Here is a 15,762-nt window from a genome sequence, read left to right as displayed (position 1 = left end):
CGCCCGACGGCGCGCAGGTTTTATTTACTTCTCCGCGCGTGGCGTCGAATAACCGCTATCGCAACCTGTTCACGGTTCCGGTGGGTGGTGGTGTCGAAACCCGGTTGGAAATCCCGAATGCCGCGCGTGCGACTTTCTCGCCGGATGGCCGGAAAATCGCCTATAACCCGACTTCGCCAGCTTTCCTGCAATGGAAGCGTTATCGTGGCGGTTTGAATTCGATTATCTGGCTGTTTAATCGCGACACGCAAGCCGTCGAACGTATTCCACAACCGCCAAGGCGGGTTAATGATGTTGATCCAATGTGGGTTGGCGATAAGGTTTATTTCCGCTCCGATCGCGATGGCGAGTTTAATCTGTATGTGTACGACACCCGAAGCAAGACCATTAACCAGTTGACCCGTCATTCGGATTTTCCTGTGCTGAATGCGGCTTTATCCGGCGGACAGATTCTGTACGAACAAGCCGGTTACCTTCATATGCTCAACCTTGATACCGGCGCGACCGTTGGCAGGAGGCTAGTGATTGGTGTCAGTGCCGACCTGGGACTGTCGCGTGAACGCTGGGTGCGCGGGGCAAGATATATTCGCAATTCCTCACTCTCACCATCGGGCGCGCGCGTGGCGTTCGAGTTCCGCGGCGATGTCGTTACAGTTCCGGCAGAGAAGGGGGATATTCGTCACCTGACGCAAACGCCTGGCACCCATGAACGCGGCCCAGCCTGGTCGCCGGACGGCCGGCAAGTCGCCTACTTTTCCGATGAAAGCGGTGAATACGCCTTGCATGTCAGGCAACAGGACGGCAAGGGCGAATTGCGCAAGTTCAAGCTGAACGGTTCCGGATTCTTTGAACGTGCAGCCTGGTCGCCGGACAGCAAGAAAATCGCTTTCATCGACAACTCCTGGACGCTGTACTACATCGACCTGGCGACTGGCGTGCAAAAGAAAGTGGCCACCGAGCCAATGTACGGCATCGACAAGTCGCTGCGGGGCGCCTGGTCGCCGGACTCGCGCTTCATCGCTTATACGCTCAATTCGCTGAGCTATACGCGCACGGCGTATATCTACGCCCTGGACGAGGATAAATCGCATGCGGTGACAGATGGCCTGTCCGACGTCGCCAATCCGGTCTTTGACCGCAACGGCAAATTCCTTTACTTCTTCGCATCCACCGACGCGGGACCGAGCAACAACTGGTTCTCGCTGCAGAACCAGGACAACCGCCCAACTCGCTCGCTCTGGCTGATGGTGCTGCGTAATGACGTCCCGTCGCCACTGGTGCGCGAAAGCGACGAGGAGAAAGGGGCTGCAACCGCCCCCCCCGCGCCAAAGGAGCCGCCCAAGGAAGGCGCTGCCGGCGACAAGAGCGAGGAACGCGTAGTGGCCGATACCTCGACCAGCCGCGGTGCGGACGCCAAAGCGAAAGCCGCCGCTGCAACGGCCAAGCCGCCTGTGCCGATGCGCATCGACTGGGATGGCATATCGACCCGCGTGATCGATATGCCGCCGCCGGTGTCACAATACTTCGACCTGGAGGCAGGTGCGGAAGGCCAGATCTTCTTCCTGCGCGAGGTGGATGGCAAACGCCAGGTCCAGCGCTTCGACCTGAAAGACCGCAAGACCGAAACCATCGTTGCCGACGCGGATGACTTTGAAATCAGCGCTGACGGCAAGAAGATCGCCTGGCGCCTGAAGGAGCAGTGGAATACCGGCTCCGCCACCGGCAAGCTGCTGTCGCCATCGGAAGGCAAGCTGCGTGTGGAAGCCATCGAAACCAAGGCCGATCCGCGCGTGGAGTGGAAGCAGATCTACGACGAAGTCTGGCGCATCAATCGCGACTATTTTTACGACCCGCATATGCATGGCGTGAACTGGAAAGCGATGCGCGATAAATATGCCCAGTTCCTGCCGGACGTCGCTACGCGCAGTGACCTGAATCGCGTGATCCAGTGGCTGTGCAGCGAACTGGCGGTTGGCCACCATCGCGGTGGTGGCGGTGACAATTTCATCGACGCCAAGCCGGTGCCAGGCGGCTTGCTGGGCGCCGACTATGAGGTCGCCAACGGCCACTATCGCTTCAAGAAAATCTACGGTGGCCTGAACTGGAATCCGACGTTGCGTGCGCCATTGACCGAACCCGGGCTGAACGTGAAAGTGGGCGAATACCTGCTGGCCGTCGACGGACGTCCGCTGACGCCGCCGACCAACCTGTACAGCGCGTTCGAAAATACCGCCAACCGCTCGATTGAAATCACGGTCGGACCGAACGCGGATGGCAAGGGCGCGCGCCATATCACGGTAGTGCCGGTGGCGAGCGAAGATGCGCTGCGCAACCGCGATTGGGTGGAAGGGAATATCCGCAAAGTCGACGCTGCAACCGGCGGGCGCGTTGCGTATGTCTACGTGCCGAATACGGCGGGGCTGGGGCATACTTATTTCAAGCGTTATTTCTACCCGCAAGCCTACAAGGACGCGATCATCATCGATGAACGCTTTAACGGCGGAGGCAGCCTGGCCGACTACTATATCGAGCTGCTGCAAAAGCAGGAGATCGCCTGGTGGGCCATGCGCTATGGCGCGGATATGAAGACGCCTTCCGCCTCGATCCAGGGGCCGCGCGCGATGCTGATCGATGAAACCGCAGGCTCGGGAGGCGACCTGCTGCCGTGGATGTTCCGCAAGAATAAGCTTGGCCCGCTGATTGGCAAGCGGACCTGGGGCGGCCTGGTTGGCATTCTCGGTTTCCCCGTGCTGCTGGATGGCGGCACGATCACGGCGCCGAACCTGGCTTTCTGGACTCGCGAGGGTGGTTGGGGTGTCGAGAACGAGGGCGTGCCGCCGGATATTGAAGTAGACCAGAATCCGGCGGATGTGATTGCGGGCCGCGACCCGCAGCTGGAGAAGGCGATCGAGGTGATCAAGGCCGAACTGGCGAAGTCACCACCAAGCCGACCGGCGCGTCCGGCCTATCCGGACAAGAGCCGCTAGCTCAAGCTGCAGCCAGCCTTGCTATAGCTTCGGCAAATGCAGGGCGGGTTCCAGGTGCCGGGCGCAGGCAATCAATTGCCAGTGCCCGCACCTGAGGCAGTTCTTCTTCGCAGCGTTCGAGCAGCTCTTCCAGCAGATAGCCGAAGGCCCGTACTTCCAGTCGCTCCAGCGCAGATGCGAGCGCAGTGCCTGGTTCGAACCGCGAGGCCCCGCCGAAATCGCCTAGCACTGCATTGCCTTTGCCGCAGTTCAGTATATTGTGCGCATAAAGGTCGCCATGCATGATGCCCCGCGCATGCAGGTGCGCGGCGGCAGCGGCAATGCCGCGTGCGATGCCCAGCAGGGCTTCAGTGCTGAAGAACTGGCCATCGGCATAAACGTCTCGGGTGCAGCTTGCAAAGCTTGGCGGGCCGGCCAGGTTGCGCAAGTCGGGATCGACCAGGGGCATGACCAGGGCGGGCAGCTGGGTGGGATGATCGGGGATCGTGCCGAGTACGGGGATCAGGTTGGGGTGCGTGCCGGCGCCAATGCAGGCGGCCATTTCCTGCGTTGGCAAGCCATCGCTGGTCATGGCGCCTTTGTACACCTTGACTGCCACTGGCTTGCCATCGAGCGTGGCCTGGTGGATCACGCCGGACGCGCCTTCGCCCAGCTTGTGCTGGATTTGCAGCGCGTTCCAGGAAATGCTGGCCGCAGGCGGCAATGGCGCCTCGCTGAAAGGGTTGCCAGCGAAAGCCAGCCAGGCAAGCCGCGGCATCGAGGTCAGCCAGCCTGGCAGTTGCGGAAGACGGTTGGCCGAAATGCGCAGCAGTTCCAACTTGCTGCAATTTGCCAGCGCCGGAGGCAATGCACGCAAGCGGTTCCCCGACAACATCAGCTTTTGCATGTCGGTGCAGCGGCCAAGTTCGGCGGGAAGCTGTTCGATGCGGTTGTCGGTCAGGATCAGCCAGCGCAGTCGGGCGGGCAGGGCGGCAGCGGGCACGCTCGCGATGCGGTTCGATTTGAAACCGATCATGTTCAGCGAAGCGCAGCGACCCAGCACTGGCGGCAGTTCTGTGAACTGGTTTTCGGAGCAGAAGATGATGCGCAGGCGATGCAGGCGTGGAAGATCGTCTGGCAGGGAGGACAGGGCGTTGCCCGTAAGGTCCAGGATCTCCAGCGTCTCGGCCAGGTCGAAGATCTCGCGTGGGAATTCAGTCAGGCCGCAGCGCAATTGCAGCCGCTCTGCGCCGGCTAGCTCGCCGGTGCGCAGTTGTTGAAGCGTTTGCATCGATTTACATGAAGAGTTTTGGCGGGCGCAGTATAGCTTGCGCCTAGCTTTCCTCGTCCAGCATTTTCTGGATCTCGGCGCGCTCCATGGGCGAAACGTGGCCGCCGCGCAGGGCCGCCATCACCAGGGCCTTGCCGGAACCGGCAAAAGCCTTGTGGATCAAGTCCTTCAGCAAGGAAGTCTGGATCGAGTCTTGCTGCTCTACAGGCGAATAGATGTGGGCGCGCTGGCTTTCGTCGCGGTTCAGCAACCCCTTGGTGTGCATCACTTGCAGCAGGCGAAGCACGGTCGCGTACTGCATATCCGGCCGCGTCTGTACGGCCGCCTCATGCACTTGCCGCGCCGTCGCCGGACCAAGCGCAAACAAAAGGCGCAGCATTTCCAGTTCGCTAGGAGTAGGTTTCGGCAAGGTCATGATAGATCCAGGAAGAGCGCTGATAGATCTAGAATAAATGATCTAGACAGAAAAGTCTACACCCGCGAACTGCTGGCCTCGTGTCCCACCATGGGGTCACACCCGAAACGCGACACGGCCTCAACCGTACTGCAGCCGAGCTCGTGTCCCATTTCGGGTGTGACCCCAGGGTGGGACACGGGCTCGGCTGAGGGGGCTTACCAGGCCATTTCGCCTTTGGCGACTTTGGCGCTCAGTTGCAGGGCGCTTTCGAGGCCGGCTTGCGGGTAGGCGGATTTCATTGCTGCGATCAGGGCGGCGCTGTCTGCGGCGGCCGGGGTGGCGGCTTCGAAGCGGCGCAGGTAGTCGGCGGTGTAGCTGATGGCGTCCGGAGTGAGGGCGGCGCCGGGGACGAAGTGGCCGGGCACCACGGTCACAGGCTTCAGCTTGGCCATGTCGTCGAGTACCGACAGCCATTGGGCGCGCGAGTCGGGCGTCTGGGTGTCGGCAATCCAGACGTGCAGGCCTTTGAACAGCACCACGCCGCCGACCACGGCTTTGATCGATGGAATCCATACATAGCTACGGTCGCCCTGGCCTTTGATTTCCAGCTTCTTGCCTTCGAGCTCGATGTCGCCTTGCAGCAGTTCCGGCATCACTACGCCGCTTGGGGCGTTGGCGCCGAGGATCGGGCCCCAGTAGGCTACTTTGGCTTGCCCTTTCTTTTCCATGGCAGCGATCGTGGTGCCGCGTGCCACGATGCGGGCTTGCGGGAAGGCTGCTTTCAGTACTTCCAGGCCGAAGTAAAAGTCCGGGTCGCCGTGGCTCACATAAATAGTCGTCAGGCGCTTGCCGCTGGCCTTGATCTGGGCGGCCAGCTTTTCGGCCTCGGCGCGCGAGAACTGGGCGTCGACCAGCACGGCGTCTTTTTCGCCTTTCACCAGTACGGAGGCAACCGGGAAGATGGCGGCTTCGCCTGGATTGAAGACTTCCAGTGTCAGCGGGGCGGCGGTGGCGCCGGCGGTGCCTGCTGCGAAGGCGGCTGCGGCGAGGGTGTGCTTGATCATGTCTGAATTCCTTTGGGTGAGTAGATGACGCCAGTGTAGGGCGCTCGAGATGTTCGAAAAATAGGTTATATTGAAACTGTTTATTGCTTAAATCGCTCATATGGACCGTATTGCCTCGGCCAACGTCTTTGTCACCATTGCCGAACGCGGCAGCCTGGCCGCTGCGGCTGAAGCGCTTGATATGTCGCGCGCCATGGTGACCCGCTACCTGGCGGAAATGGAGGAGTGGGCGGGAGCACGCCTGCTGCACCGGACTACGCGCCGTCTGGGGCTGACTGCGGCGGGGGAGGTGACGCTGGCGCGTTGCCGCGAATTGCTGGCGCTGGCCGAGGCGATTCCGGCTGCGGGCGACGCCGGGGCTGGCGAACCGCGCGGCTTGCTGCGCGTGGCCTGCGCGCAGTTCCTGGCGCAGGCGGCGCTGGCCGATGCGCTGGCGGGCTTCCTGCGCCGCTACCCTCAGGTGACGGTGGACCTGCAGGTCGATAACCGTGCCGTCAACCTGGTCGAGCAGCGCATCGACCTGGCCATCCGGATTACCAATGCGCTGGAGCCGAACCAGATCGCGCGCAAGCTTGGCGAGTGCCGTTCGATGCTGGCTGCGGCGCCGGCCTACCTGGCGGAGCATGGCACGCCCGCCGACCCGCAGGATCTGGCGCGGCATAACTGCCTGGCTTATAGCTACTTTGGCAAGAGCGTGTGGACCCTGGCCGGCGCCGGCGCCGGCGCGGCAGTGGTGGAGGTGCCGGTCGGCGGCAACCTGTCGTCGAACGAATCGATGGCGCTGCTGGCGGCGGCCGGGCAGGGTGCCGGCATCGCCATGCAACCGCGCTTTGTGGTCATGCCGGAAGTGGCGGCGGGCCGGCTGGTGGAGGTCTTGCCGGATTGGCAACCACAGGCGCTGGGAATGCATGCCATTTATACATCGCGCCAGCACATGCCGCCTGCGCTGCGGGCCTTGCTGGACTACCTGGCCGACTGGTTCGCCCGGCACGGATCGGAGTTTTAGTTGTTTCAGTTCAATGACAGTGCTATGCTAGGCGACCGTTTTTGGAAAATCTGGAAACAACAGAGCCCTTCCCCACAACTTGATGTGCAATCCGCTAACCGGTCAGGCCGTGTCGCGGAAGGTTTGAACAACCCGCTAATTCCTCGCGAAGCGCGAAGAAAGGTGAGCAAAGAAATGATGCAACAACAGACGTCCAATTCCTACCTGTTTGGTGGGAACGCGCCGTACGTAGAAGAACTGTACGAGGCGTACCTCGAAAATCCTGGCTCCGTGCCAGACAACTGGCGCCAGTACTTCGACGCCATGCAGAACGTGCCGGCAGTTGACGGCAGCGCCAAACCAGACGTCGTTCACTCGTCCGTCATCGCTTCCTTCGCCGAACGCGCGAAAGCGGGTCCCATCCGCACCATCGTCGCTTCGTCCGACGCCGAAATGGGCCGCAAGCGCGTGGCCGCCACCCAGCTGATCGCAGCCTACCGTTACCTGGGCTCTCGCTGGGCTAACCTGGACCCGCTGCAGCGCCAGGAACGTCCGAGCATCCCTGAACTGGAGCCATCGTTCTACGGTTTCACCGATGCCGACCAGGACACCGTCTTCAACATCAGCAACACCTACTTCGGCCCAGAGACCGCGACCCTGCGCGACCTGACCAACCTGCTGAAGGACACCTACACCCGTTCCGTCGGCGCGGAATACATGTACATCTCCGACCCGGCCGAAAAGCGCTGGCTGCAGGAGCGCCTGGAGTCGATCCGTTCGACCCCTAACTTTACCGCCGAAAAGAAAAAGCACATCCTGGAGCGCCTGACCGCCGCTGAAGGCCTGGAGCGCTACCTCCACACCAAGTACGTTGGCCAGAAGCGCTTCTCGCTGGAAGGCGGCGAGACCTTCATCGCGTCGATCGATGAAATCATCCAGCGCGCCGGCGAAAAAGGCGTGCAGGAAATCGTGATCGGCATGGCTCACCGCGGCCGCCTGAACGTGCTGGTGAACACCCTGGGCAAGGCGCCTAAGGACCTGTTCGAAGAATTTGAAGGCAAGCACGCCGACGACCTGCCGGCCGGCGACGTGAAATACCACCAGGGCTTCTCGTCCGACATCTCCACTGCAGGCGGCCCGGTCCACCTGTCGCTGGCGTTCAACCCGTCCCACCTGGAAATCGTCAACCCAGTGGTTGAAGGTTCCGTGAAGGCCCGCATGGACCGCCGCGGCGACGCGCACGGCGCGCAGGTGCTGCCGATCCTGGTGCACGGCGACGCGGCATTCGCCGGCCAGGGCGTCGTGATGGAAACCCTGAACCTGGCGCAGACCCGCGGCTACGGCACCGGCGGCACCGTGCACATCGTGATCAACAACCAGATCGGCTTCACCACTTCCGATCCACGCGATGCACGTTCCACCATCTACTGCTCCGACGTCGTGAAGATGATCGAAGCGCCTGTGCTGCACGTGAACGCCGACGATCCTGAAGCCGTGGTACTGGCTTCCCAGATCGCCCTGGATTACCGCCTGCAGTTCAAGAAAGACATCGTTGTCGACATCATCTGCTACCGCAAACTGGGCCACAACGAGCAGGATACTCCGGCTCTGACCCAGCCGCTGATGTACAAGAAGATCGCCAAGCACCCAGGTACCCGCAAGCTGTACGCGGATAAGCTGATCACGCAAGGCGTGATCCCGGCCGACGGCGGCGACGCCATGGTGGCCGCTTACCGCGCTGCGATGGACCAGGGCAAGCACACCATCGATCCGGTGATCTCCAACTTCAAGAACAAGTACGCCGTTGACTGGCTGCCGTTCCTGAACCGCAAGTGGACCGACGCGGCCGATACCGCCGTGCCGATGACTGAGCTGAAGCGCCTGGCGACTGCCATCACCACCGTGCCTGAATCGTTCAAGGTGCACTCGCTGGTCGAGAAAGTGCTGGCTGACCGCGCTGCCATGGGCAAGGGCGAGATGAACCTGGACTGGGGCATGGGCGAACACCTGGCCTTCGCGTCCCTGGTCTCCTCCGGCTACGCAGTGCGCCTGACCGGCCAGGATGCCGGCCGCGGCACCTTCACCCACCGTCACGCCGTCCTGCACGACCAGAACCGCGAGCGTTGGGATGCTGGCACCTACATTCCGCTGCAGAACATCGCAGAAGGCCAGGCACCGTTCACCGTGATCGACTCCGTGCTGTCCGAAGAGGCAGTGCTGGGCTTCGAATACGGCTACTCGACCGCCGAGCCTAACACCCTGACCATCTGGGAAGCCCAGTTCGGCGACTTCGTCAACGGCGCCCAGGTGGTGATCGACCAGTTCATCAGCTCCGGCGAAGTGAAGTGGGGCCGCGCTTCCGGCCTGGTCATGATGCTGCCGCACGGCTACGAAGGCCAGGGCCCAGAGCACTCGTCGTGCCGCCCAGAGCGTTTCCTGCAGCTGTGCGCCGACAACAATATGCAAGTTGTGCAGCCGACCACCGCATCGCAGATCTTCCACGTGCTGCGCCGCCAGATGGTGCGCCAGTTCCGTAAGCCTCTGGTGATCCTGACTCCTAAGTCGCTGCTGCGTAACAAGGATGCAGGTTCCGCGCTGGAGCAACTGGCCAAGGGCGCCTTCCAGACCGTGATCGGCGAAGTGGACGAGTCCATCGACGCCAAGAAGGTCAAGCGCGTGATCGCCTGCTCCGGCAAGGTGTACTACGACATCGTGAACACCCGCAAGACCCGCGGCGTGACCGATACCGCCATCGTGCGTATCGAGCAGCTGTACCCGTTCCCGCACAAGGCGTTCGCTGCTGAACTGAAGAAGTTCCCGAACCTGACCGAAGTGGTGTGGGCGCAGGACGAGCCGCAGAACCAGGGTCCTTGGTTCCAGATCCAGCACAACATCTTCGAGGCCATGGAATCGGGCCAGAAGCTGGCATACGCCGGCCGTCCTGCTTCCGCTTCGCCTGCCGTGGGTTACTACGACAAGCACTACGCGCAGCAGAAAGACCTGCTGGAAACCGCGTTCTCGAAGCTGAAGGGCTTCATCCTGACCAAGTAAACGCATCAAGCGGGTGAGCCGCCCGCGCGATGCGGGCGGCGCGAAAAATACACAAAATTCGGAGTAAAAAACAAATGGCACAAATCGAAGTCAAAGTTCCTCAACTGTCGGAATCCGTCGCTGAAGCGACCCTGCTGTCCTGGCACAAGAAAGTCGGCGAGGCAGTGGCCCGCGACGAAAACATGATCGACATCGAGACCGACAAGGTTGTCCTGGAACTGCCAGCACCAGCCGCAGGCGTGGTTGTGCAAGTGATCAAGGCCGACGGCGCCACCGTGGTTGCCGGCGAAGTGATCGCCATCATCGATACCGAAGCCGCTGCCGGCGCGACCCCATCGGCTCCTGCCGCTGCCGCCGCTCCTGCTGCCGCTCCAGCCGCTGCCGCTTCCGCCGACAAGTCCGGCGTTGCCATGCCAGCCGCTGCCAAGATCCTGTCCGAAGCCGGCATCGCTGCTTCCGACGTTGCCGGTTCCGGCAAAGACGGCCGTGTGACCAAGGGCGATGCCCTGGCAGCAGCCGCTGCACCGAAACCTGCTGCTCCAGCACCGCTGGCGCCAGCCGCTCCTAAGGCACAACTGCAGAAGGTTGCCGCTCCAGCCGTTGCCAACCTGGGCGACCGTCCGGAAGAGCGCGTGCCAATGAGCCGCCTGCGCGCACGTATCGCCGAGCGCCTGGTTGAGTCCCAGTCCACCAACGCAATCCTGACCACCTTCAATGAAGTGGACATGAAGCCGGTCATGGACCTGCGCAACAAGTACAAGGACAAGTTCGAGAAAGAACACGGCGTGAAGCTGGGCTTCATGTCCTTCTTCGTCAAGGCTGCTGTGCACGCACTGAAGAAGTACCCGATCCTGAACGCTTCGGTTGACGGCAACGACATCGTCTACCACGGCTACTTCGACATCGGTATCGCTGTGGGCTCCCCACGCGGCCTGGTGGTGCCTATCCTGCGCAACGCAGACCAGATGAGCATTGCCGAGATCGAGAAGAAGATCGGCGAATTCGGCGCCAAGGCTAAAGAAGGCAAGCTGACCCTGGAAGACCTGACCGGCGGCACCTTCTCCATCTCGAACGGCGGCACCTTCGGCTCCATGCTGTCGACCCCGATCATCAACCCACCACAATCGGCAATCCTGGGCGTGCACGCCACCAAGGACCGCGCAGTTGTCGTTGACGGCCAGATCGTGATTCGCCCAATGAACTACCTGGCGATGTCCTACGACCACCGTATCATCGACGGCCGCGAAGCTGTCCTGGGCCTGGTGGCAATGAAGGAAGCGCTGGAAGATCCTGCGCGCCTGCTGCTGGACCTGTAATAAACCCGGCAATTCGGGGTCTGACCTAAGGGTCGGACCCCGGTATGCCTCAGCCACGGGCCATGGAGTCGACTGGGTCTGACCCTTGGGTCAGACCCAGGTTTACCGGGTCTAAAAATCGAAGGGAGTCACATGAGCGTCTCCGAAGAACTGAAGCGCCTGCACGAACTGCACCAGGCCGGTGCCCTGAGCGATGAAGAATTCGCCCGTGCCAAGGAAAAGCTGCTGCAAAGCGGCGCCAGCCAGCAGCCCGGCGGCGATTTCGCCACCGAAGTCGGCAAGCTGCGCCGCTCCACCACCGACCGCTGGCTAGGCGGCGTGTGCGGCGGCATCGCCAAGCAATCCGGCATCGAATCCTGGATCTGGCGCCTGATCTTCGTTCTGGTCGCAACATGCCTCGGCTTCGGCGGGCTGATTTACATCCTTATGTGGATTTTCGTCCCTACGGACGACCAATGATTTGGGAATAGACATGAGCAACAAACAATTTGACGTAGTAGTTATCGGCGCCGGTCCTGGCGGTTACATCGCGGCCATCCGCGCAGCGCAACTGGGCTTCTCCGTGGCCTGTATCGACGAGTGGAGCAACGAAGCCGGCAAGCCAGCCCCAGGCGGCACCTGTACCAACGTAGGCTGCATCCCATCGAAGGCGTTGCTGCAATCGTCCGAGCACTTCGAACACGCATCGCACGGCTTCAAAGAGCACGGCATCAACGTGGAAGGCCTGTCCTTCGACGTGGCCCAGATGCTGAAGCGCAAGAATACCGTGGTGAAGCAAAACAACGACGGCATCCTGTTCCTGTTCAAGAAGAACAAGGTCACCTTCTTCCACGGGCGCGGCGCATTCGCCGGCGCCGCCGGTGCCGAAGGCTACCCAATCGCCATCTCGGGCCAGACCACCGACACCATCACCGGCAAGCAGATCATCGTTGCTACCGGCTCCAACCCGCGTGCATTGCCAGGCGCACCATTCGACGAGAAACTGATCCTGTCGAACACCGGCGCCCTGAACATCGAAACCGTACCGGCCAAGCTGGGCGTGATCGGCGCCGGCGTGATCGGCCTGGAACTGGGCTCCGTATGGCGCCGCCTGGGCTCCGAAGTGACCGTGCTGGAAGGCCTGCCGACCTTCCTGGGCGCTGTCGACGAGCAGATCGCCAAGGAAGCACAGAAGCTGCTGACCAAGCAGGGCCTGTCGATCAACCTGTCCTGCAAGATCACCAAGGTCGAAGCCGGCAAGAACAACGTCACCGTTGAATACACCGACGCCAAGGGTGAAGCGCAGAAGGCGACCTTCGACAAGCTGATCGTGTCGATTGGCCGTACCGCCAACACCATCGGCCTGGGCGCCGACAAAGTGGGCCTGGCCGTCGACGAGCGCGGCATGATCACGGTGGACGGCGATTGCAAGACCAACCTGCCAAACGTGTGGGCGATCGGCGACGTGGTGCGCGGCCCGATGCTGGCGCACAAGGCGGAAGAAGAGGGCGTTGCCGTGGCTGAGCGTATCGCCGGCCAGCATGGCCACACCAACTTCAATACCCTGCCGTCGGTCATCTACACCCATCCGGAAATCGCTTCCGTGGGCAAGACCGAGCAGCAGTTGAAGGCTGAAGGCGTGGCATACAAGGCCGGCACCTTCCCATTCCTGGCAAACGGCCGCGCACGTGCGCTGGGCGATACCAACGGCATGGTGAAGTTCCTGGCCGATGCAACCACCGACGAGATCCTGGGCGTGCACATTGTTGGCCCAATGGCTTCCGAGCTGATCTCCGAAGCCGTGGTGGCGATGGAGTTCAAGGCTTCGGCCGAAGACATCGCGCGCATCTGCCACGCACACCCATCGCTGTCCGAAGCGACCAAGGAAGCAGCGCTGGCTGTTGATAAGCGTACGCTGAACTTCTAAAACCCGGTAAGGCAGGGTCTGACCCAAGGGTCAGACCCATCCACTGCAGGCCGCACCGACAGGGGCTGACCGTTGGGTCAGACCCAGGTTTACCGGGTTTAAACAAGAATGAACGTCCAAGAGTTTTACCAGCACGCGCTCACGCAGCGCGACTTCAAAGCCGACGCCGCCCAACAGCGCGCCGTCGACCGCCTGCAGCAGTGCTACGACGAATGGGTCGAGTACAAAGCCCAGCGCTCCAATTCCTTCAAACGCCTGATCAACCGCCCGACGCCTCCGCGCGGCGTGTACATGTGGGGCGGGGTAGGGCGCGGCAAGTCCTTCCTGATGGATTCGTTCTATTCGGTGATCCCGCTGGTGCGCAAGACGCGCCTGCACTTCCACGAATTCATGCGCGACGTCCACATGCAACTGGACGAACTGCGCGGCGTGGAAGACCCGCTGGACGAAGTGGCAAAACGGATCGCGAAAAAATACCGCCTGATCTGCTTCGATGAATTCCACGTATCGGACGTGGCGGATGCCATGATCCTGTATAACCTGATGAAGGCGTTGTACGACAACGGCGTGTCCTTCATCATGACCTCGAACTACGAGCCGTCCACCCTGTATCCGGACGGCCTGCACCGCGACCGCATCCTGCCCACCATCGCCCTGCTGAAGGAAAAGATGGACGTGCTGAACGTGGATGCCGGCGTCGACTACCGCGGCCGCGCGCTGGAGCAGGTCGATGCCTACTACACGCCGCTCAACGCCAATACCGACCACCAGTTGCGCGAAGCCTTCGCGCGCGTGGCCGAAACTTCCGACGAAGACCCGCGCATCCATGTGGAAGGCCGTGAGCTGAAAGCATTGCGCCGCGCCGGCACCATTATCTGGTTCGATTTCGCTACGCTGTGCGGCGGCCCGCGCTCGCAGAATGACTACCTGGAAATCGCCAGCCGCTTCCATACCGTGATATTGTCCGGTATTCCGATGATGTCGGCCGGGCAATCATCCGAAGCGCGCCGCTTCACCTGGCTGATCGACGTGTTCTACGACCAGAAGGTCAAGCTGATCATGTCGGCCGAAGTGGAGCCGGAGGAGCTGTACACGTCCGGTGTGCTGTCCAACGAATTCCACCGCACCGTGTCGCGTATCGTCGAGATGCAATCGCGCGAATATATGGAAAAGGAACAGCGCGGCGCTGCCGAAAAGCTGTCCTGACAAGGAGAATAATTTGAAGAACTGGATCTGGCTGGCCGTAATGCTGCCAAGCGCCGTGCTGGCGCAGGACATCGGCCGTCCGGCAACCACTGGTGCTCCGGGCACCCCGGAAACCCATTCGGTCGAGCAGGCTGACGCGCGCCTGGCGCAAGTGAAGAAGGACCGCGAAGCGGTGGAGGCGGAGTTCAACGCCAGCGAAGCGCTTTGCTACGACAAGTTCTTCGTCAATTCCTGTATCGACAAAGCCAAGGAACAGCGCCGCTTGCGCCTGGCCGAACTGCGCGCGGTGGAAGTGGAAGCCAATTACTTCAAGCGCCGTAATGCGGTGGAAGCGCGCGACCGAGAACTGGAAGACCGCGCCCAGAAGGATGCCGCGGAAGCGGCCTACAACGCCGCCCATCCGAAGCCGCCAAAAGTCGACCCTGCTTCGAAGCCGGCACCAAAGCCGGCTGCCGTCTCGGTGCAGCAGCGCCAGGCGGAACATGATGCCCGCGAACAGGCCCGCGTCGCCCAGGAAGCTTCCGACGCGCCGAAACGCGCTGCCAAGGCGGCGCAATTCGAACGCAAGAAAGCCGAGTCGGAAAAGCGGCAGGCGGAAGTCAAGGCCAAGATGGCCGAGAAGGAAGAGAAGAAGCGCCGTGCTGCGGAAGCGCAGAAGGCCGAAGCTGCCAAAGCCGAGGCCGCAGCCAAGGCTGCGGCCTCGAAAAAGCCTTAAACGGCTTTACGCAGCTTCTGCACCGTGTAATTGACCTTTTCCTTCGGCGGGGCGACCAGCTTGATGATCGCCATCGAGCAGTTGTCGCCCTTGCCCTGGGCACGTTCGCGCGCTTTGTTGATCAGCAGTTCCGCCGCTTCGCGCGGCGACTTCTTGGCGATCGCGCTCGCCAGTTCCACGTCCGCAAAATACGACCACAGCCCGTCCGAGCAGAGCAGGAATGAGTTGCCTGCCTTCAGGTCGTGCTGGACCCCGAACGTGACAAACGGTTCCCTGTGCTTGTTGCCCAGGGCGTTGCTGAGCAGCTTGGCCTGGCGGTGCTTGCGCGCCGCTTCTTCCGGCAAGTTTTCCTTCTCCATCAGGTGGGCGACATATTCGGCGTCGCCCGTGCGGGCCAGGCACTCCTTGTTGTCAAAACGATACAGGCGCGAGTCGCCAACCACGGCCCAGACGGCCTGGCGCTCCGGCGTCAGCACCATCAGCACCATGCTTGATTGGGGCTCGCTGGCGCCCGTACGCGGGTCCATGACCAGGATCTGGTGGACATCGTGCGCTATTTCGCGCAGCAATTCTTCCAGACGCCCCAGGTGGACAGTCTCCGACGCCCGGTAATCGTCAAACAATTGTTTGGCCGTATGCAGCACTTGTTCAGCGCCAGTAGCGCCGCCACTGATGCCATCGGCCAGCACCGCCAGCACATAGCCGGGTGCTTTCTGCGCTGTAAACAACGCGACACGGTCATTTTGTAGGGGCCGGCTACCGATATGTTGGGCGGTTCCAGCCTCGATCTTGTACGTGCTCATAGGGACTTGACAGCTTCTTTCCAATGACTACCTGAGTTAAACTATGCACAGTATGCAGTTTT

The 15,762-nt window shown here is 61.6% G+C and carries 13 protein-coding genes; 8 read left to right on the top strand and 5 right to left on the bottom strand.

Translation table 11 applies throughout. The annotated features are described in order from the left end of the window. Window positions 1-20: 20 nt before the first annotated feature. Window positions 21-407 carry a hypothetical protein gene (locus ACN9MZ_RS21870; protein WP_426339004.1) on the bottom strand — a complete coding sequence of 129 codons (387 nt, stop codon included), beginning with the start codon at window positions 405-407 and terminating at the stop codon, window positions 21-23. A gap of 114 nt (window positions 408-521) precedes the next feature. Here ACN9MZ_RS21870 and ACN9MZ_RS21865 point away from each other — a divergent pair, with 114 nt between their 5' ends. Further along, on the top strand, window positions 522-2,987 hold the full coding sequence (locus tag ACN9MZ_RS21865) for a S41 family peptidase (protein ID WP_426339003.1): 2,466 nt from the start codon (window positions 522-524) through the stop codon (window positions 2,985-2,987). Window position 2,988: 1 nt separating this feature from the next. Here ACN9MZ_RS21865 and ACN9MZ_RS21860 read toward each other — a convergent pair whose 3' ends face one another. From ACN9MZ_RS21860 to ACN9MZ_RS21850, 3 genes are all read right to left on the bottom strand, one after another. Continuing rightward, window positions 2,989-4,257: a leucine-rich repeat-containing protein kinase family protein gene (locus ACN9MZ_RS21860; RefSeq protein ID WP_426339002.1), complete on the bottom strand. Its 1,269-nt coding sequence runs from the start codon at window positions 4,255-4,257 to the stop codon at window positions 2,989-2,991. A 43-nt stretch (window positions 4,258-4,300) separates the two neighbouring features. After that, window positions 4,301-4,672: a BlaI/MecI/CopY family transcriptional regulator gene (locus ACN9MZ_RS21855; protein ID WP_426339001.1), complete on the bottom strand. Its 372-nt coding sequence runs from the start codon at window positions 4,670-4,672 to the stop codon at window positions 4,301-4,303. A 197-nt stretch (window positions 4,673-4,869) separates the two neighbouring features. Beyond that, entirely contained in the window at window positions 4,870-5,718 is an 849-nt protein-coding gene (locus ACN9MZ_RS21850) for an MBL fold metallo-hydrolase (protein ID WP_426339000.1), read from the bottom strand. Window positions 5,719-5,818: 100 nt separating this feature from the next. On the opposite strand from ACN9MZ_RS21850, the gene ACN9MZ_RS21845 reads away from it, so the two are divergent. The 7 genes from ACN9MZ_RS21845 to ACN9MZ_RS21815 all read left to right on the top strand — a co-directional run bounded on the left by ACN9MZ_RS21845 (window position 5,819) and on the right by ACN9MZ_RS21815 (window position 14,897). Next, window positions 5,819-6,724: a LysR family transcriptional regulator gene (locus tag ACN9MZ_RS21845; protein ID WP_426338999.1), complete on the top strand. Its 906-nt coding sequence runs from the start codon at window positions 5,819-5,821 to the stop codon at window positions 6,722-6,724. Between the two features lie 174 nt (window positions 6,725-6,898). Next, the gene (locus ACN9MZ_RS21840) at window positions 6,899-9,754 is read left to right on the top strand and encodes a 2-oxoglutarate dehydrogenase E1 component (RefSeq protein ID WP_426338998.1); all 2,856 of its coding nucleotides are present in this window, start codon (window positions 6,899-6,901) and stop codon (window positions 9,752-9,754) included. Between the two features lie 74 nt (window positions 9,755-9,828). Then, complete coding sequence (gene odhB / locus ACN9MZ_RS21835; RefSeq protein ID WP_426338997.1) at window positions 9,829-11,070, top strand: 2-oxoglutarate dehydrogenase complex dihydrolipoyllysine-residue succinyltransferase; 1,242 nt, start codon at window positions 9,829-9,831, stop codon at window positions 11,068-11,070. A gap of 132 nt (window positions 11,071-11,202) precedes the next feature. Next, the gene (locus ACN9MZ_RS21830; RefSeq protein WP_426338996.1) at window positions 11,203-11,529 is read left to right on the top strand and encodes a PspC domain-containing protein; all 327 of its coding nucleotides are present in this window, start codon (window positions 11,203-11,205) and stop codon (window positions 11,527-11,529) included. Window positions 11,530-11,542: 13 nt separating this feature from the next. After that, complete coding sequence (gene lpdA / locus ACN9MZ_RS21825; RefSeq protein ID WP_426338995.1) at window positions 11,543-12,976, top strand: dihydrolipoyl dehydrogenase; 1,434 nt, start codon at window positions 11,543-11,545, stop codon at window positions 12,974-12,976. A gap of 108 nt (window positions 12,977-13,084) precedes the next feature. Then, window positions 13,085-14,182, top strand: a complete 1,098-nt coding sequence (zapE, locus tag ACN9MZ_RS21820; protein WP_057259555.1) for a cell division protein ZapE — start codon at window positions 13,085-13,087, stop codon at window positions 14,180-14,182. 13 nt (window positions 14,183-14,195) lie between these two features. Further along, complete coding sequence (locus tag ACN9MZ_RS21815; protein WP_426338994.1) at window positions 14,196-14,897, top strand: hypothetical protein; 702 nt, start codon at window positions 14,196-14,198, stop codon at window positions 14,895-14,897. Here ACN9MZ_RS21815 and ACN9MZ_RS21810 read toward each other — a convergent pair. After that, window positions 14,894-15,700, bottom strand: coding sequence for a PP2C family protein-serine/threonine phosphatase (locus ACN9MZ_RS21810; protein ID WP_426338993.1), 807 nt, complete (start codon window positions 15,698-15,700; stop codon window positions 14,894-14,896). The two genes, ACN9MZ_RS21815 and ACN9MZ_RS21810, sit on opposite strands and share 4 nt — an antisense overlap. Window positions 15,701-15,762 lie beyond the last annotated feature (62 nt).

It is taken from the genome of Pseudoduganella sp. S-14, assembly GCF_049913285.1.
Lineage (GTDB): Bacteria > Pseudomonadota > Gammaproteobacteria > Burkholderiales > Burkholderiaceae_D > Rugamonas.
The sequence above is the reverse complement of the archived record's forward strand: the minus strand, read 5'-3'. Positions and strand labels throughout refer to the sequence as shown.